Raw genomic sequence first — 18,583 nt, forward strand, 5'->3', positions numbered from 1 at the left:
TTTTGAGAGGGCAAGAACTATTATGCGGACATCCATCCTCGACCTCCGCGCTTTCGGCTGCTAAGTTCGCATTATGGTGCTTGACCCTGTCACAGAGCCGGAGGCCGATGCCGGCCTCGCCGCGATCGACGGAGCGCGTTTCCCCGCGTTCCCATCACTCGTGAAATCCCTCCACGGCGAGCTTCTGGCCCGCCTGCGGGACTACATCGTCGAGGGCAATCTCGCTGCTGGCGCACGGGTGCCGGAGCGCATGCTCTGCGAGCATTTCGGCATCTCGCGCACGCCCTTGCGAGAGGCGCTGAAGGTGCTGGCCTCCGAGGGGTTGATCGAGCTTCTGCCGAACCGGGGCGCGCGGGTGCGCCAGCTCGGCGCCGAGGAACTGGTGGATCTGTTCGACGTGATGGGTGGTCTCGAGGCCTTGGCCGGGCGCCTAGCCTGCGAAAAGATCACGCCGGAAGCCTATGCGGAGATCGAGCGTCTCCATCACGAGATGTACAGCAGCTACATGCGGCGCGATCTGCATGGCTATTTTGCCTGCAATCAGGCGATCCACGACCGGATCGTTCAGGCGGCCGATAACGAGCCGTTGCGGACGAGCTACGCCAACTTCGCGGGGCGCCTGCGCCGTGTGCGCTACTCCGCCAATCTGGACGAGAACCGAGACCGCTGGGGCGAGGCGATGCGCGAGCACGAGGAAATTCTCGATGCGTTGCGCCGGCGCGCCGGCAGCGAGCTCAGCGATATTTTGTTCAGGCACCTACGAAACAAGCGCCGCGCGGCGGAAGGGCGGGAGACGGCGCCTCCGCCGGACGATGCCTCCGCCGCGTCGTGATGGCGGTTCAGCGGCGCTCGCCGTGAAATCGCTCTGCTTGGGCCTGGATCACTTCCGCCGCTTCCAGGATTCCGGCCCGATCGACGTCGAGATGGGTGGTCGCGCGGATCTGGTGCTGCCCGATGGCGCGGATGCGGATACCCTCGGCGAGGCAGGCTTCGGCAAAGGCCGTTGCGGTGATGCCCAGCGGCTCCACCGAGAAGCACAGGATGTTGGACTGGGCCGCATCTGGCGCGATGGCGAGGCCGGGCGCGCCAGCGATGCGGGCCTTCAACTCACCGGCATTGGCATTGTCGAGTTCCAGCTGGTCCACATGGTGATCGAGAGCGTAGAGGCCGGCCGCAGCGAGGATGCCCGACTGACGCATGGCGCCACCGAGCCGGTACTTCCACCGCCACGCCTCGACGATAAAGTGCGACGAGCCGCACAGAACGGCACCGACCGGGCAACCGAGGCCCTTGCTCAGGTCGATCCAGGCGCTGTCGAAGCCTTTGGCATAATCTCTGGCGGAGATGTCGGTAGCGGCCACCGCGTTGAGCAGGCGCGCCCCGTCGATATGCGCCTTCATGCCCTTATGATGGGCGAGGTCGCGGATGCGGCGCATGTCGGTGAGCGGCCAGACCGAGCCGCCGGAAAAGCTCGTGGTCTGCTCCACCGAGACCAGGGCCGAGCGCGGCGCCGTGCGGGCGGGCGAGCGGATCGCCGCCTCGAACGCCTCGGGCGTATAGAGACCGGCCGGGGTCGCCAAGGCCTTCACCGAGACGCCGCCAATGGCCGCCGAGCCGGCGGCCTCGGTGTTGTAGATATGGGACTGATCGTCGACCACGATCTCGTCGCCGGGCCGGGTCTGGACCAGGATCGAGACGAGGTTGCACATCGTGCCCGAGGGCATGAACACCCCCGCTTCCATCCCAAGCAGTGTTGCGACGCGCTCGCACAAGGCGAGGGTCGTCGGATCGGAATCGGATTGCTCGTCGCCGACCTCCGCGCGTGCCATGGCGTCGCGCATGCCGGGCGTTGGCCGCGTCTGCGTATCGCTATACAAATCGATCATCTGCCGGCCCTGTTTTGCATGCAATCCGTGCGGGCCATTCTAGCCGGTCGGGACGATCCCGCCACCCTACCGGAACCTGCATCGCTTTGAAGCCGGCCGACGGCACTCCCACGAGGACGATGGATCATGACCGCAACGGCTGAGCCCGCCACCGGCCCGAACCGCGCCCCTTCGCCCGTCGCCGGGCCGGGGCCGGTCAGTCCGCGCGCCGCCAACCGCCAGGGCGCCGGCCTGCCGCGCCGCCTCGCCGAGGCGCTGAGTGGCGAGGCGAAGTTCGATGCCTTCACCCGGGGGCGCTATTCCAACGACGCTTCGATCTACCAGATCATGCCGGCGGGGGTGGTCCTGCCCCGCAGCGCCGCCGACATCGCCGCGACCCTGAAGATCGCGGCCGAGCACGATGTGCCGGTGATCCTACGCGGCGGCGGCACCTCCCAGAACGGCCAGCCCATCGGGCGCGGCCTCGTGGTCGATTGCTCGCGCCATTTCAACGGGATCATCGCCTACGACGCGCAAGCCGGAACGATCACCGTCGAGCCCGGCATGGTGCTGGAACGGTTGAACACGCGGGTGAAGGCCGACGGCTGGTTCTTTCCCGTGGAGCCCTCCACCGCCACCCGCTGCACCATAGGCGGCATGGCCGGCAACAATTCCTGCGGCGCGCGCTCCCTGCGCTTTGGCAAGATGAGCGACAACGTGCTCGGTATGGAAGCTCTGTTCCACGATGGCGAGCCCTTCGGCTTCGGTCTCACCGGCAACGAGGCGACGGGCGTCACCGGCTCGCGGCGGGCCGGCGAGCTCGCCGCCGCCATGCGGGCCCTGGCCGAATCCGAGCGCGACGAGATCCTGCGCATGTACCCGCGCGTGCAGCGCCGGGTCGGCGGCTACAATCTCGATGCGCTGATCGAGGCGCGGCCGAACCTCGCCCATCTCCTCGTCGGCTCGGAGGGCACGCTGGCGGCCACCACCAGCGTGACGTTGAAGCTGTCGCGCCTCCCGACGCACCGGGTCATGGGCGTCTGCCACTTCCCGTCGTTCCGCTCCGCCATGGAGACGACGAAGGCCATCGTCGATCTCGATCCCGTGGCGGTGGAGCTCGTCGACAACAACGTGCTGGTGCTCGGCGCCGACATCCCGATGTTCCGGGCGACGCTGGCCGACATCACCCGTGGCACGCCGAATTGTCTGCTCCTGGTGGAATTCGCCGGCGACGACCGGGACGCACTGATGCGCGACCTCAAGCGCCTCGATACCTGTATGGCCGATAACGGCCATGTGGACGCCGTGGTGGAGGTGCCGGAGCCGATCCGCCAGAAATCGGTCTGGGAGGTACGCGAGGCCTGCCTCAACATCATGATGTCGATGAAGGGGGATGCGAAGCCCGTCTCCTTCATCGAGGATTGCGCGGTGCCGCTGGAGCATCTCGCGGATTACACCGACGCGGTGACGGAGGTGTTCACCCGCCACGGCACGCGCGGCACCTGGTACGCCCATGCCTCCGTCGGCTGTCTGCATGTGCGCCCGATCCTCGACATGAAGCAGGGCGGGGACGTCGCCAAGATGCGCGCCATCGCGGAGGCCGCGAGCGAACAGGTCCGCCGCTTCAAGGGCTCCTATTCGGGCGAGCATGGCGACGGCATCTCGCGCTCCGAATACATCGCGCCGATGTTTGGCGAACGCCTGACCCGCGCCTTCGAACAGGTGAAGGACAGGTTCGACCCGGAGAACCGGCTCAACCCCGGCAAGATCGTCCGGCCGCTCAAGATGGACGACCGCTCGCTGATGCGGTTCCAGCCGGGCTATTCCGTGAGCCAGCCGGCGAAGACCGCCCTCGACTGGTCGGAATGGGGCGGCTTCGGCGGCGCCGTCGAGATGTGCAACAACAACGGTACCTGCCGGAAGCTCGCGGGCGGGGCGATGTGCCCGTCCTACCGGGCCACGAAAGACGAGCAGCACCTCACTCGAGGCCGGGCGAACTCCCTGCGGCTGGCGATTTCGGGCCAACTCGGCAAGGACGCCTTCACCAGCCCCGAGATGAAGCGGACCCTGGATCTCTGCGTCTCGTGCAAGGCCTGCCGCCGCGAATGCCCCACCGGCATCGACATGGCGAAGATGAAGGTCGAGTTCCTGCACCATTACCATGCCCGCCACGGCCTACCCCTGAAGGAGCGGCTGGTGGCGGCCCTGCCGCTCTATGCCGGCACCGCCGCCTGGCTGGCACCGCTCCTCAACCTGCGCGACCGGGTGCCTGCCTTGGCGAAACTGTCGGAACGGGTGGCAGGGCTCTCTGCGCGTCGTACTCTGCCGCGCTGGCGCAGGCCCTGGGTCGAGCAGGGCGAGCCGGCGCATCCCGGCGACGTGACCGGGGATTTCCGCGACATCGTCCTGTTCGGCGACACCTTCAACCGCGCCTTCGAGCGGGAGAACCTGGAAGCGGCCGAGCGTGTGCTGATCGCCGCCGGTTATCGTCTGCATCGGGTCTTCCCCAACCGTGGACGCCGCCCCCTCTGCTGCGGTCGCACCTACCTTGCATCCGGTCAAACCGACCGGGCCCGCGAGGAGGCCCGTCGCACGCTCACCACTCTACTGCCCTTCATCCGGGCGGGCGCGCGGATCGTCGGGCTCGAACCCTCCTGCCTGCTGACCTTCCGGGACGAGTTCGCGTCCCTGCTTCCCGGCCCGGAGACGGGGGAGCTGAGCAAGGCGACCCTGCTGTTCGAGGAGTTGCTCGCCGTCGATCTCGATGCCGGGCGGATCGCCCTGCCTCTGGCGGACCAGGGCGGGCGCGTCGCTCATCTGCACGGCCATTGCCACCAGAAGGCTTTCGCCGCCATGGGCGCGGTGGAGACGGTGCTGCGCGCGGTGCCGGGGCTCGACGTTCGGGTGATCGAGTCGAGCTGCTGCGGCATGGCGGGCGTCTTCGGATACGGCGTCGAGACCATCGACGTGTCGCTCGCCATGGCCGAGCTCTCGCTGTTCCCGGCCCTGCGCAAGGCCGGCCCCGACGATCTCGTCGTGGCCGACGGCACCAGCTGCCGCCACCAGATCCATGACGGTCTCGGGCTCGAAGCGCTCCATGTCGCGCGGGTCCTCGACCGCGCGATGGCGGCGTCGGCCGAACGTCACTGACGGCCGGGCCGGGTGGCTGGTCATGGTCGCGAGGGCGTGATGGATGGTATCGAGAAAGGCGGGCCTCCTTTCTCGATTGGAATCCGCCTCGCTCAGGGGACAACATGACCGACCTGGAGCAGAACAAAGCGAATGTGATCGCCTTCTATCGGTTGATGTTCGACGAGTGTCGGCCGCGCGAAGCCATCGAGCGTTATGCCGGGAACGACTACATCCAGCACAACCCGCATGTGGCGAATGGCAAGGATGGCTTCATCGCCTATTTCGAGCGCATGGCGCGCGAATGGCCGGGCAAGCGCGTGGAGGTGAAGCGGGCGGTCGCCGAGGGCGATCTGGTCGTGCTGCATTGCCTGCAGCACTGGCCGGGCGACCACGATTATGCGGCCATCGATATCTTCCGGCTCGATGACGGCGGCAGGATCGTCGAGCACTGGGACGTGCTGCAGATCCTGCCGAATTCTTCCGCCAATCCGAACGGGATGTTCTGAGCGGCCGGATCGCTCACCTCCTCGGCTATGTCCCCATCCGGCCCCAATCGGCTGTCCGCGCAGCAAGGCTGCCTGACAGGCTCAACGAAATCCCGGTCGCCGCGAACGTGTCCCTACAGCGTTTGAGGGATGTGACAGCTTCGATCGCCCCCGGGATGAACGTCAGTGATTGGAGCCGGGCTGGCACGATCGAGCGATCGCCTTACGCGACCGGGCATTCCTGTCGGCGGGTGAGGTCTGACATGCGGCCTCCCGGCGAGGAGGAAGCGCACCGACCCGCCGCATCGTCCAGTTCCTGACGACGAGTCCGTCAAGGTCAGTCATGTCCGGCTGCCTTGGCGCTGCACGTTCTGGACGGTGGGGAGGGGGCGAAGTGCCCACGATCGCTGTCCTATCCGCTCTCGCCGGGGCGCCATGTTCCTCTTCCGGAATGGCCGTCTTAGGGGCCTTGGCGGTATCGTCGCCGCGCCGATGGAGACCGCAGGATCAGCCTCCTTGCATCGGCCACCCCGCAGGGGCTGGCGGCGGATCAGCCGGCCAAGTGCGGAACTATATCACCTAAGAAAATGTAAGTCTTGTCTACTGGGTATAGTAATGAAATATCCATATTTTGGCTGATAGACATAATTTATCACTGATGGGTGTTGATATGAAACTTGGAAACTTCAAAATATTTCACAAGGTTTGCATGGTCATCGCACTCATCGGCGTGATCGTCGGCGGCTGCGTCTGGTACGCCCAGTCTCGCATGGCAGCAATCGATAATGCCTATAGCTCGTTCCTTGCACGCGAAACACGCGCCGTTGCAAACTTACGCCGGGTAAACCGGCTCATCGCCGAACTCAACTACAATGTCGTCAGGCTCATCGTCGAAACGGACGAAAAGCAGATGAACGTTGCGATAAGCAACTTAGATGCTGCCAGCGCGAAGATCAAAACCGATTTAAAAGCCATTGCCGAGCAAGCACCCTCGTTTTCGGCGCGCGTATCAGAACAAGCGTCCATGGTTGAAGACTATGATCAGAATGTCATCCACGTACGCGATTTGGCAAGAAACAATGAGAACGCCAAGGCTCTGGATGTTTTTCATGAGTCGATCGATCCCGTATATAGTAAGATGATTGAATTCGGCGCTAAATTAGCCACCGACCTGGAGAATTTCGTTGCCACAGAATCCGACGGTCTGACAGCGCAGACCAACACGACCCGCTACACCTTGATCTTTGCCAGTGCCTTTGGGGTGATCCTCGGGATGTTCGCGGCCATCGCCGTCGTGATCATCGGTGTCACCCGTCCGATCGGGCGCCTCACCGACATCATGGGCCGGCTGGCCTTGGGCGATGTCACCACGGAGGTCACCCTCCAGGACCGCCGCGACGAGGTGGGAACGATGGCCGGCGCGGTGCAGGTGTTCAAGGACGGCATGATCCAGGTGCGAGTCCTGGAAGCCGCGACCGTCCAGGCCCGTCTGGCGGCCGAAGAGCAGCGCAAGCTAGGGATGCTCCAGATGGCGGATTCCTTCGAGGCGGCGATCGGTGGGATCGTCGGGATGGTCTCGTCCTCGGCCACGGAATTGCAGGCGACGGCGCAGACCATGACCTCCACCGCCACCGAGACCGCGAGCCAATCCACCACCGTGGCCGCCGCGGCCGAGGAAGCTGCCACCAACGTCAACACGGTCGCCGCCGCCGCCGAAGAACTCGGCGTCTCGGTCCAGGAGATCGCCCGCCAGGTGAGCGGGTCGGCCGATCTCGCCCAACGTGCCGTCGTGGAGGCCGATCAGAGCGGGGTCCTCGTCCAGACCCTGAGCCAGGCCGCTGCCCGCATCGGCGACGTCGTCGTCCTGATCTCGAACATCGCGAGCCAGACGAACCTGCTGGCGCTCAACGCTACGATCGAGGCGGCCCGCGCCTGAGAGGCCGGACGCGGCTTCGCGGTGGTGGCCACGGAGGTGAAGGAGCTGGCGGGCCAGACCGCGCGGGCGACGCAGGAGATCTCGGAGCAGATCACCCAGATGCAAGGGGCGACCGGGCAGGCGGTTTCGGCGATCGCCACCATCACCACGCGCATTCGCGACATCGACGCCGTGGCCACGACGATCGCCGCGGCGGTGGAGGAGCAGGGAGCCGCGACCCAGGAGATCGTCCGCAACGTGTCCCAGGCCGCGACGGGCACCAGCGAAGTGACGAGCAACATCTCGGGCGTGGCCAGCGCCGCCGAGGAGACCGGAGCCGCGGCCAACCAGGTTCTGACCTCCGCATCGGAACTCTCGCATCAATCCGAGCACCTCACCGCCGAGGTCAAGCGGTTCCTCGCGACCGTCCGGGCCGCCTGAGGCCGGCACGACGAGCAGGGACGGTCCGGCGGGTGCGGGGCTCGGCGGACCATGAAACGGGGATTCCGGAGATGAGGCTCCTGTATCTCCAGGCCTGGGGGCGATCGGCAAGCGAGCCCGGGAATACTGTCTTGACAGCGGCGCTCGCCGGCTCGACCTCTCCTTGAGACGGCGAGCCGCCTCTCATCGAGTTTTCAAACCCATGGCAACAGATCCGTCACCGGCCGGCGCCGGTCGTTCCAGGCCGGGATTGCGAGGTTCCCGCCAAATCGCCTCCGGGTGGGCCGGTGGCCGGGCATGAGTACCTTCCTGTCTGCCTTAGCCGGTGGTGCCCTGATCGGGACTTCCGCCGCCCTGCTCCTCATCCTCAACGGTCGCATCGCCGGAATCAGCGGCATTACCGCCGGGGCAGTGATGCCGTTGAGCCGGGACACGCCGTGGCGTTGGGCCTTTCTCGCCGGCCTGCTCCTCGGCCCGGTCCTGTATCGCCTCGCCTTCGGTGCATGGCCCGTCGTGCAACTCGACGCGCCCTGGAGTCTCATCGTCCTCGGCGGCCTCCTCGTCGGCTACGGGACGCGGCTGGGCGGGGGCTGCACCAGCGGCCACGGCGTCTGCGGCCTCGCCCGGCTGTCGCCCCGCTCCATCGCGGCGGTGGCGACCTTCATGGCCGCCGCCGCCGGGACGGTGTTCCTCGTCCGACATGGAGGATGGTGATGGAAACCCTGCGCGCCTCGGTGGGGCTGCTCGCCGGCCTGCTGTTCGGTTTCGGCCTCGCTCTGTCGGGCATGATGGACCCGGCACGCGTCCTGGGCTTCCTCGACGTGGCCGGTGCCTGGGATCCGAGCCTCGCCTTCGTGCTGGCCGGCGCGGTCGCCGTCTCGGCGCTCGGCTACCTGCTCGTGTCGCGGATGCGCAAACCCGTTCTCGCGCAGCGTTTCGAGATTCCCCGCAACCGCCCGATCACGGCGAGCCTCATCGCGGGCGCCGTTCTGTTCGGCATCGGTTGGGGCCTCGTCGGCCTCTGCCCCGGCCCTGCCCTCGTCGGCCTGACCCTGGGCCTGCCTCAGGTCATTGGGTTCGTTGCCGCGATGGTTGTGGGGATGCTGCTCCACCGCTTCACCGCTGCGGCATCCGGCAGGTGAGACGCACATGCATTCGGCCCGGTCGGAGAACCGACCGGGCCGAATGATGTCGCATCGCGTTCTCGGATCCCGACGCTATCGGCGCGGCAGGCTGTGGAGCCCCTTCAGGAAGGCGTCGACGTCCGCGCGGGTGTTGTAGAAGGCCAGCGAGGCGCGCACCGACTGGTCGACGCCGAAGCGGCGCAGGGCCGGCAGGGCGCAATGGTGGCCCGAGCGCACGGCGATGCCGCGGGCGTCGAGGTGCTTGGCCACCGCCTCGTTCTCATGCCCGTCGACGACGAAGGACATGACGCTGGCCTTCTGTCGCGCGGTCCCGATCAGGCGCAGGCCCTTCACCTCGGCGAGCCCGGCTTGCGCGTATTCGAGCAGGTCGTGCTCGTAGGCCGCGATGCCGGGAAGTCCGACGCTTTCGAGGTAGTCCAGAGCCGCGCCGAGCCCGACCGCTCCCGCGATGTCCGGCGTGCCCGCCTCGAACTTCTCGGGAACGCCCTTGTAGACCGTCTTCGAGAAGGTGACGTCCTCGATCATGTGGCCGCCGCCCTGCCACGGAGGCATCGCCTCCAGCAGCGCGCGCTTGCCGTAGAGGGCGCCGATGCCCGTCGGCCCGAACACCTTATGCCCGGAGAAGACGAGGAAGTCGGCGTCCAGCGCCTGCACGTCCAGGGGGATGTGCGGCGATGATTGCGCCGCATCCACCAGCACCGGCACCCCGTAGGCATGCGACAGGGCGATGATCTCACGGACCGGGTTGATGGTGCCCAGAGCGTTGGCCACATGGGTGATCGAGACGATCTTGGTGCGGCCCGACAGGAGGGTCGCGAACTGCTCGAAGATGATCTCGCCGCGATCGTCCACGGGAATCACGCGCAGGGTCGCCCCGGTCGCCTGAGTGAGGAGCTGCCAGGGGACGATGTTGGCGTGATGCTCGATGGTCGAGATGATGATCTCGTCGCCCGGGCCGATATTGGCGCGACCGTAGGAGTTGGCGACGAGGTTGATCGCTTCCGTGGTGCCCCGGAGGAAGATGATCTCGTCCGTCGAGGCGGCGTTGATGAAGCGACGCACCTTCTCGCGCCCGCCCTCGAACAAGTCCGTGGAGCGCGCCGCAAGGGTGTGAGCGGCCCGGTGAATGTTCGAGTTGTGGCGAGCGTAGAACTCGGACGTCGCGTCGATGACGCTCTGCGGCTTGTGGGTGGTGGCCGCATTGTCGAGCCAGACCAGCGGATGCCCGTTGATGCTCTGGTGCAGGGCCGGGAAGTCCTTGCGCACCCGCTCCACGTCGAAGGGGGCCGCCACCGGGCTGGAGCCCTGCGACGAGACATGGGGCGCATGGCCGGGGCGAGGCTCGTGGCGCGTCGACGGGGCGGGCGCGGCGTTGCCCGTCCGGCTGCGGTCGGTCAGGAAATAGTACTCGCCCGACGAGAACGGCTCGTCGGCGATCTCCACCTTCCGGCCGGCGCGGGAGACCGTCTCCCGCGAGGCGTCCCGACGCGGGGCGTTCCGGCCCCGATGACCGGGCGCTTCCGGCACCAGGGACGGCGCGAACCCATGCGCGAAGGCATTGGCGCGCGGGTGGTCCTCGGCGATGGTGGCGTGGAGATCGTGGCCGCCGGGGAGGAAGGCCGCGACGTCGGCGACGCTCGGCACGAAGAACTCGGGCAGGCCCCCACGGGGAGCCTGCGCCTCGGGATGGACCGAGGGAAACGCCGATGCTTGAGCGAAGCCCGGACCGGTGAGGCCGGGAAGGCCGACCGGAGGGGCACCGAACGAGCGGGCGGCCAGCGCCGAGGCGTCGGGCTGGAGGCCCGATGGCGCGGAGCCCGAGGGGATCGACGGCGTGCCGAGATCCGCTTTGGGGGCGAAGGCCTGGGGGGCGATCGGGTGGCCGAAGCCCTGGGGCGCATTCTCCAGGGCCTGCGGCAGCTGTGGGGTGGCCTGCGGCGCTTGCGGCGTCGACGGCAGGGTGGGGGGCAGGGGCGCGGACGCCGCTTGACCCTGACCGTAGATCTCGCGGGCGAGGCGCCCGACGAGATCCGCATGCGCCGTGTCGCCGAACACCCCCGTAGGGAGACTGCCCGTGGGGAGACCCGGCGCGTTAGGCGTAGTCATGGTAGTTGCCCAGCAGCACGTTATCGAGGCGTGCGATGGCGTCTTCCACCAGCACCGCGGCCGAGAAGTAGCGGGTCACGAGGTGCGAGGCGATGGAATGGTCGTTGGTGCCCATGTAGCGCACCGACAGGCCGGTCTCGATCTCGCCGGTGACGCCGGACTTCTGCAGGCCGACCACGCCCTGTTCGCCTTCGCCGACGCGGAGCAGCAGGATCGAGGTGGTCTGGGCGCCGGTCACCGGGTCGATGTCGATGGGCAGCTTGTCGCTGGGCACGATCGGCACCCCGCGCCAGGTGAGGAAGGGCGAGCCGAACAGGTGGATCACCACCGGGGGCACTCCGCGGCGGGTGGCTTCACGACCGAAGGCCGCGATGGCGCGGGGATGGGCCACGAAGAAGGCGGGCTTCTTCCAGACCAGGGTCAGCAGCTCGTCGAGATCGTCCGGGGTGGGCGGGCCGCCACGGGTGGGGATGCGCTGGCGCTGGCTGACTTCGTGGAGGAGGCCGAACTCGGAATTGTTGAACAACTCCCACTCTTCCCGCTCCTTCACGGCATCGACCGTGAGGCGGATTTGCTCGCGCAGCTGGTCGATCTCGTTGGAATAGAGATCGGTGACGCGGGTATGGGTGTGGAGGATCGTCTGGATCGTGGAGAGGTGGTACTCGCGCGGGTTCACTTCGTAATCGACGAAGGTCGTGGGCAGGCGCGGCTCGCCGGTATGGACCGCCAGAAGCTCGATTCCCTGCTCGCCCTCGCTGTTGGTGTGACCCTTGAGGCGGTCACGCTCTTCCACGAACTGGGAGATGCGCGAGCGGATGCCCTCGTCCTCGATGGAGGAGCGGTCGAGGGTGAGGAGCGTCACCGCCGAGAGCGCCTTCACGGCGGGGGCGGGGGCGTTCTCGCTCACGAGGTCGCTGTCGCCGAAATAATCGCCACCGGTGGCGAGGCCCTGGCGCAGGCGGTTCTTGAACGGGCCCGACAGGGTCAGCTCGACGGTGCCCTCGGCCACGACGGTGAGGCTGCGGCCGGTGGAGCCCTCCTCGGCGATGACGTCGCCCGCCTTGTGCTGGGAGACGGTGAACTTGGAGGCGAGGGCCGACAGTTCGTTGTCGCCGAGACGGCTGAACAGCGGGACGCTGCGCAGGGAGGCCGGGCGGACGGTGCGGGTGCCGCCGTCAGTGGCGAGTTCGATGCGGCCGGGCTTGGCCAGCACCACCGCGCGGCGGTTGACCCGGTAGACGCCGCCGGCGACGTCGACGAAGGGCAGCAGGCGATGGAACCAGCGTGGCGTATTGGCCGCGTTCTGGACCGAAGTGACGGTCGCCGTCGCGAGATTGCGTGCCGCCGAGGCGCTCACGCTCAGACCGGGTCCACTCATCGGGGTTTATCTCCGTATTCCGGCAGGAGGCAGCGATCATCCGCGACGCGGCAAGACCGCATCGGAACCGCACCAGTCGCGCGTCCGCTTTCGCCATTGAATGATCTTGGGCTGATCTTGCCCAAAATCCACTGCATCAGACAAAGCGTCGCTGCAGGGATGGGCTGTGTCTAACTCTTGGTACAGAAACGGGTCAACGGAATTAATTTCTATATTTTTTGGATATCTTAGATCAGATATTCTATTCGCTGACTTATATGATAATGCTGATCTCTCGTTCGCCAAATCGAGAGATTTTTAATCCACCCCGAGGGGGTTCAACGAAAACCAAGAGCTGAAAAATCGTTTCGCTAGATCCCGTCGCCGAAGAACTGATCCATGCTTTGTGCGGGATCTTCGGCCGTGACGATCCGTGAGACGACGCGGGCCGGCACGCCCGCCACAGTGGTGTGGGCGGGAACGTCGTGCAGCACCACAGCGGCGGCGGCGACCTTCGCGCCTTCGCCGACGCGGATGTTGCCCAGCACCTTGGATCCGACGCTGAGCAGAACCCCGCGTTCGATCTTGGGGTGCCGGTCGCCGCTTTCCTTGCCGTTGCCCCCGAGGGTAACCGATTGCAGGATCGAGACGTCATCGGCGATCACCGTGGTCTCGCCGATGACGACCCCGGTGGCGTGGTCGATGAACACCCCCGAGCCGATTCGCGCGGCCGGGTGGATATCGGCTCCGAACACCTCGGAGATTCGGCTCTGGATATGCAGCGCGAGGGTGACGCGGCCCTGGTGCCAGAGCCAATGGGCGACGCGGTAGCCCTCCAGGGCGGCAAGACCCTTGTAGAACAGAAAGGGGTCGAGGTAGCGCCGGCAGGTGGGGTCGCGCTCGCGGATGGCGACGAGGTCGCGCACTGCATGGTCGCCCGCGTAAGGATCGGCCTGGAAAGCCGAGAGGCAGAGGTCGCGGGTGGAAAGGCGGGCGAGATCACCGTCGCCGAGGCGGTGGGCGAGCCTGTAGGCGAAGGCGTGGATCAGGCTCGGCTGGTCGAGGACCGTGGCCTGGATGATTCCGGCATAGAGCGGCTCCTCGATCAGCGCGGCCTCGGCCTCGGCGCGCATGGCGTTCCAGACGTCGGATTCCGCCGTGGTCCGGCTCACGTTGCGCAGAGGCGGGCGCAGGATGTTGCTGTTCGGATGATCGCCGGAACGGCGCAAGGCTTGGGCACCGGCAGTCATATGTCTCGCGTCCTGGGCGGGCTCGGGCGAGCCCTGTCGTGATCGAAGAGTTTGGGATCAGCCGACGCGCTGGAACAGCGTCGCGATGTAGCCCACGAGCAGGCCGTGGCCTTCGAAGTGGACGTCCACGGCCTGGGCGCCACCGGCGGCGGGAAAGACATCGACGATGCGTCCGGTGGCATGGCGCCAGATTCCGAGTGCTTCGGCGACATCGAGCCTCGCAAACACGACCTGATCTCCGAGAACCATCACTCGCTCCTACGGGCGTCGTCTTCTATGTGGGAGGACCGTCATCCGGCGGGCCTCTGCCTCGAGGGGGAGGCGGCAGTGACGGGATCTGGATTTATAGACCGCTAGCAGCGCTCGCGACGCTGCCGTAGTTTCGCTCCGTCCGGCGCCCGCCTTGCAAGCCGCTCTGCAGCGGCGGCGACGTTCATCGCTGCCGGACAGGCGTTGATATCGGCGGCGGGCGACTCGAAGTGGCTCGGCACGGATATTCCATCGAAGCTCAGCGCCCGGACAGGATAGTCCTGGCAAGCATTTCGCGGAGAAACGATGTTCTCTACGGCTCGGATGTAGTGTGCCTATTCTGACCCTCCCGGGTCAACGAGAGGGATTTTCAAAGTCCAGGTGCTTCTGGAAAGATCCTCCCCCATCCTCATCAAGCTGGAGCAGGCTTGTGCTTTTAGATCCCGAGACAATGCCTGGACCGACCGCCAGCCCCAGCGCGCCGGGCCCCGGGGTCAGATGCCGCTGAACCAATTGTAGCCCTGATCCTCCCAATAGCCGCCGGGATCATCATTGGTCGCGAACACCGATACGATGTGTTTGGGGCTCTTGAAGCCGAGCTTCGTCGGCACGCGCACGCGGAGGGGATAGCCATATTCGAGGGGCAGCGGCACACCGCCGAAATCCAGCGCCAGGACGGTCTGCGGATGGAGGGCGCTCGGCATGTCGAGGCTGCCGTAATAGCGGTCGGCACATTTGAAGCCGACATACTTCGCGGTGAGGTCGGCACCGACCCGTTCGAGAAAAGACCTCAACGGTACGCCGCTCCACTGGCCGATCTGGCTCCAGCCCTCGATGCAGATATGCCGGGTGATCTGGCTCTCCTGCGGCAGGGCGCGCAGCCTTCGTAGAGTCCAGGGTGTCTTGTCGGCCACGAGGCCGCCGACATCGAGCTTCCACGTCGCCTCGTCGATCTCGGGGATGTTGTCCGGTGGGTAGTAGGCGTTGAAGCGGAACGGCGTGTCGATCATGCTCGCCGGATAGGTCGGCGCGAGGGTGTTCGGATCGAACAACCAGGCCTGGACCCGGTCGTTGGCCCGCGACATCGCCCAGAGCGCCCGATCGATCACCGTGCCGTTGGCCCCGGTGGAGAGGTCGCAGCCCGAGAGCAGCGACAGGGCGCCGAGCGACAGGCCGGAGCGTAGGAACAGGCGGCGCTCCAGCTTCACCAGTTCCGGCTGGATCTCGCGGCGGAGCCCGCTCAAACGTTTCGCCTCGTTCTCATCACGGCTCATGAGCGTGCCTCCACCGGATCGACGGGGATACGGGCGCGGCCGGTGATCATTGCCACGAGGGTCCGCGGCACCAGGATCACCAGTGCGAGATGGAGCAGGATGAAGCCGACGAGGCCGGACATGGCGAGGAAATGGACGCGCCGTGCCGCTTCATAGCCGCCGAAGAGATTGGCCAGCGCCTGCAGTTGGACCGGCTTCCACAACGCGAGCCCCGAGGCGAGGAGCAGGATGCCGAGGAGGAACGCCACCAGATAGGCGAGCCTTTGCACTGCGTTGTACTGGCCGATCCGGTGGGTCAGGCGCAGTCTCATGGCAGACGTGGCGTCGCGCCAGAACGCCGCCGGGCTCACCGGCAGGAACGAACGCACGAAGTGACGGGAGAGCAGGCCGTAGAGCGCGTAAACGAGGCCGTTCAGGGCGAACAGCCACATGGCGGCGAAGTGCCAGGCGAGCGCCCCGCCGAGCCATCCGCCGAGCGTCGCCCATTTCGGGAATACGAAGGGGAAGAGCGGAGAGGCATTATAGATCGCCCACCCGCTGAACAGCATACAGAACACCGCGATCGCGTTGATCCAATGTGTCACGCGCACAAGGAGGGGGTGGATCACCACAACGCGCGGGTGGCCGGCGGCAGACGGTGACATCGCGTGTTCGACCTTTGACATGCATCTCGAACGGCGTTTCGCGTACCCCGCCCACTCCCATTTGCTCCGCCGGTACCCTCCCCCATAGAGAGGGGAGGGCACAACGCCGTCACATCGATGGAACGGTCCCGTTGCGGCCAACGATCAGGATTACGGCGGAGGGCTTTCCATCGGCGCCCTTCTTGGTGAAGGCGACGACCTTCGCCCCGTCGATGACGATGGATTTGTCGCCCGGATCGACCTGGGTCACCGGCACGTCTTCCGGTACTGTCACCTTCTTCTCCCCGCCCTGATACTTGACCAGCAGGCTACGACCCTCGGTGCCGGAGATCGTTCCGATGGCGCCGTTGGTCATGGTGGAGTTGGAGCCGAGATCCCACGGATAATGGCCGTCGGCCGTGCCGCGCAGGGACGAGGCGAAGACGGTGACCTGCAGTGCCTTCTGCGTTCCATCCGGCTGCGGGATCGCCGCCGTGCCGATGTAACTGTCGGGCTTGATGTCGGAGAGCCTGCCGGTGGAAGCCGCCAGCACCTTCACATCCGGCGCCATGCTCACCGTCAGCGACTCCCCGACGCGCGGCTTGATGGTGACGACCGCCCCGTCGACCTTCTCGATGGTCCCGCGATAGCGCGTGATGTCATCGGCCCGCGCGGCGGTGGCCGTCATGGCGAGCGTCAAGGTGAGCGTCGTCAGAAAGGACTTGAGCATGGCGTGCCCTCAAGGCGTGGGAGTTCGGCGTCGTAGTACCCGAGGCAGGCGGCAGGAATCACACCTCGGTGCCGGGGCTGCGCCGATGCCCCGGACGATCAAAGTCGCGCTGAGGCGCGGGTCACATCGGCGGGACGGTACCGTTCTCGCCGACGATCAACCGGTCGGCCACGACCGCGCCGGTTGCATCCGCCTTGGTGATCGCCACCACGCGGGCGCCGACCTTGATGGCGGACTTGTCCGACGGGTTCAGGGCGACGATCGGCACGTCCTCGGGGACAGTGATGGTCTTCTCGCCGCCCTTATAGGTCACGGTGATCGTGCGGCCGGCAGTGCCCGTGAGCGCGCCCACTGCGCCGTTCGTCATCGTGTTTTCCTTCTCGAGATCCCACGGATAATGACCGTCGCCGGTCCCGCGCATGCTCGGAGCGAAGACGGCGACTTCGAGGGCCTTGAGGGTACCGTCGGCCTGAGGCGTCGCGGCGGTGCCGATATAGCTGTCGGGCTTGATGTCGCCGATCTCGGCCTTGCTGGCTGCCGCTACCTTCATCGCATCGGCGAACTTGACCGATACGGATTGTCCGATCCGGGGCTTGATCGTCACGTGGTCGCCCTCGACGGCCTCGATCGTGCCCCGGACGCGAACCACCGCGGGATCGGCGAGGACGGAGGAAGTCGTTGCCGGCAGGCCCGAGAGGAGGCCGAGGCACAGCGTGCCGACCGTGATGATCCGTCGTGTCATGAAATGCCTCGCGGTGGAGCCGTCCCGGTTCTCGGAACCGGGCCGAACACTTCCCCCATTGCGGCGGAAAGCGCTTCGACAACGCGCAGGGTGGCATCGGGTTCGTATGCGCACAAATCAATTGCGCGCTATCAGGGAGCGACCGATGCTGTCAGTGCGCCATCAGCATCGGCATGGTGGCATGGGCGAGGACATGGCTGGTTGCCCCCCCGAAGATCATCTGGCGCAGGCGGCTCTGCGTGTAGGCGCCCTTGATCAGAAGATCGCAGCCGAAATCCCGAGCCTCATTGAGAAAGATCTCTCCGGGTGTGCGCCGACCCTCGGAGAAGGCCTTGTGGTCTGCGAAGATTCCCTCGCAGGCGAGCGCCTTGGCCAGATCCTCCGCGCTCGGACCCGGTACCATGCCGCCCTCCGCGCTGATGATGCGGATGCGGGACGCTTTCCGTAGGAATGGCATGGCGAAGGCCACCGCCCGGGCGGTCTCGCTCGACCCGTTCCAGGCGATGAGGATCGCGTCGCCGACACTCGTCGGAGGAGTTGGCGGCGCCAGCAGGATCGGCCGGCCGCTCTCGAACAACGCCGTTTCGAACGTCGTCATGCGCGGCGCGCCATCGCCCGTGCCCGGGCGCCCGACCACGGTGGCGGTGAACAGACGGGCGTGATGGCCGAGGAATGCATCGCCCGCCGGTACGTCCGGCCGCCAGCGATAGCGTGTTCCGGCGCTGGCCACGAATTCCGGGGTGCACGGACCCTCGGTAGCGACGGGAATACCGGCGTCGACGAGGAAATCGACGAAGCGCTTCCCGGCGGCCTCGGCCTCGGCCTTGTCGGCTTCTTCGTCGCGCAGCCATGTCATGCCGCCGACCATGTCCACCGGCACGTATTCGGCGAGCGCCGGCCGTAGGGAAATTCCCTCGATCAAGCTGCCGAATCGACGTCCGACCAGAAGCGTCGTGGCGAATACCGAGGGCAGGGCGTCATGGAGCGCCACCGGAACGAGCAGGGTCTTCATCGCCGGGAGCCTCCATCCACATCAACGTCGTCGGGGCGGCAGGCTAGAGCGGTTTCGCGTTCGGGAAAACTCCGCCTCCCCGTGAACCCACGCTTTTTCTGCGGTGTAGGGGAAGACGGCGCGCCGTGGGGGGCTCATCGTAGGTGCCGGATGTATCGATAAAGCTTGGCTATAAGACGGGGCGCAACTTGGGTCTACGATGATGAACGTCAGTAGAATGCCCGCATGCAGAACGACATTTGTTTGGAACCCAACGG

At 66.4% G+C, this 18,583-nt stretch carries 15 protein-coding genes and 1 pseudogene; 6 read left to right on the forward strand and 10 right to left on the reverse strand.

What is annotated here, in order from left to right:
* The first annotated feature begins 73 nt into the window (after positions 1-73).
* Positions 74-832, forward strand: a complete 759-nt coding sequence (locus ACYQML_RS07920; RefSeq protein WP_156467659.1) for a GntR family transcriptional regulator — start codon at positions 74-76, stop codon at positions 830-832.
* 7 nt (positions 833-839) lie between these two features.
* Here the strand turns inward: ACYQML_RS07920 and ACYQML_RS07925 are convergent, their stop codons facing one another.
* Positions 840-1,886 (reverse strand): threonine aldolase family protein, encoded by a 1,047-nt coding sequence (locus ACYQML_RS07925; protein WP_461235228.1) that lies wholly within the window; start codon positions 1,884-1,886, stop codon positions 840-842.
* A gap of 126 nt (positions 1,887-2,012) precedes the next feature.
* On the opposite strand from ACYQML_RS07925, the gene ACYQML_RS07930 reads away from it, so the two are divergent.
* From ACYQML_RS07930 to ACYQML_RS07950, 5 genes and pseudogenes are all read left to right on the forward strand, one after another.
* Entirely contained in the window at positions 2,013-5,015 is a 3,003-nt protein-coding gene (locus ACYQML_RS07930) for an FAD-binding and (Fe-S)-binding domain-containing protein (RefSeq protein WP_461235229.1), read from the forward strand.
* A gap of 104 nt (positions 5,016-5,119) precedes the next feature.
* Positions 5,120-5,503 (forward strand): nuclear transport factor 2 family protein, encoded by a 384-nt coding sequence (locus ACYQML_RS07935; protein WP_461235230.1) that lies wholly within the window; start codon positions 5,120-5,122, stop codon positions 5,501-5,503.
* Between the two features lie 649 nt (positions 5,504-6,152).
* Positions 6,153-7,838, forward strand: a pseudogene (locus ACYQML_RS07940) (methyl-accepting chemotaxis protein).
* Between the two features lie 297 nt (positions 7,839-8,135).
* Positions 8,136-8,552, forward strand: coding sequence for a YeeE/YedE family protein (locus ACYQML_RS07945; protein ID WP_461235231.1), 417 nt, complete (start codon positions 8,136-8,138; stop codon positions 8,550-8,552).
* On the forward strand, positions 8,552-8,980 hold the full coding sequence (locus tag ACYQML_RS07950) for a DUF6691 family protein (RefSeq protein ID WP_461235232.1): 429 nt from the start codon (positions 8,552-8,554) through the stop codon (positions 8,978-8,980). Before ACYQML_RS07945 ends, ACYQML_RS07950 begins: the two co-directional genes overlap by 1 nt.
* Positions 8,981-9,055: 75 nt before the next feature.
* On the opposite strand, the gene ACYQML_RS07955 is transcribed toward ACYQML_RS07950, so the two are convergent.
* From ACYQML_RS07955 to ACYQML_RS07995, 9 genes are all read right to left on the reverse strand, one after another.
* The gene (locus ACYQML_RS07955) at positions 9,056-11,089 is read right to left on the reverse strand and encodes a family 2A encapsulin nanocompartment cargo protein cysteine desulfurase (RefSeq protein WP_461235233.1); all 2,034 of its coding nucleotides are present in this window, start codon (positions 11,087-11,089) and stop codon (positions 9,056-9,058) included.
* Positions 11,076-12,467, reverse strand: coding sequence for a family 2B encapsulin nanocompartment shell protein (locus ACYQML_RS07960; RefSeq protein ID WP_461235234.1), 1,392 nt, complete (start codon positions 12,465-12,467; stop codon positions 11,076-11,078). The genes ACYQML_RS07955 and ACYQML_RS07960 overlap by 14 nt, the downstream gene beginning before the upstream one ends.
* 350 nt (positions 12,468-12,817) lie before the next feature.
* Entirely contained in the window at positions 12,818-13,696 is an 879-nt protein-coding gene (cysE, locus tag ACYQML_RS07965) for a serine O-acetyltransferase (protein WP_461235235.1), read from the reverse strand.
* Between the two features lie 57 nt (positions 13,697-13,753).
* Positions 13,754-13,945, reverse strand: a complete 192-nt coding sequence (locus ACYQML_RS07970; RefSeq protein WP_056423545.1) for a hypothetical protein — start codon at positions 13,943-13,945, stop codon at positions 13,754-13,756.
* 494 nt (positions 13,946-14,439) lie between these two features.
* Positions 14,440-15,219, reverse strand: coding sequence for a molybdopterin-dependent oxidoreductase (locus ACYQML_RS07975; protein WP_207409950.1), 780 nt, complete (start codon positions 15,217-15,219; stop codon positions 14,440-14,442).
* Positions 15,216-15,863, reverse strand: coding sequence for a cytochrome b/b6 domain-containing protein (locus tag ACYQML_RS07980; protein WP_461235236.1), 648 nt, complete (start codon positions 15,861-15,863; stop codon positions 15,216-15,218). Before ACYQML_RS07980 ends, ACYQML_RS07975 begins: the two co-directional genes overlap by 4 nt.
* Before the next feature lie 109 nt (positions 15,864-15,972).
* Positions 15,973-16,572: a hypothetical protein gene (locus ACYQML_RS07985; protein WP_461235237.1), complete on the reverse strand. Its 600-nt coding sequence runs from the start codon at positions 16,570-16,572 to the stop codon at positions 15,973-15,975.
* 121 nt (positions 16,573-16,693) lie between these two features.
* Positions 16,694-17,314, reverse strand: a complete 621-nt coding sequence (locus ACYQML_RS07990) for a hypothetical protein (protein ID WP_311274295.1) — start codon at positions 17,312-17,314, stop codon at positions 16,694-16,696.
* A gap of 151 nt (positions 17,315-17,465) precedes the next feature.
* Positions 17,466-18,326, reverse strand: coding sequence for a universal stress protein (locus tag ACYQML_RS07995; protein ID WP_420604598.1), 861 nt, complete (start codon positions 18,324-18,326; stop codon positions 17,466-17,468).
* Positions 18,327-18,583: the final 257 nt, after the last annotated feature.

This window comes from Methylobacterium sp. CM6244 (assembly GCF_054817885.1).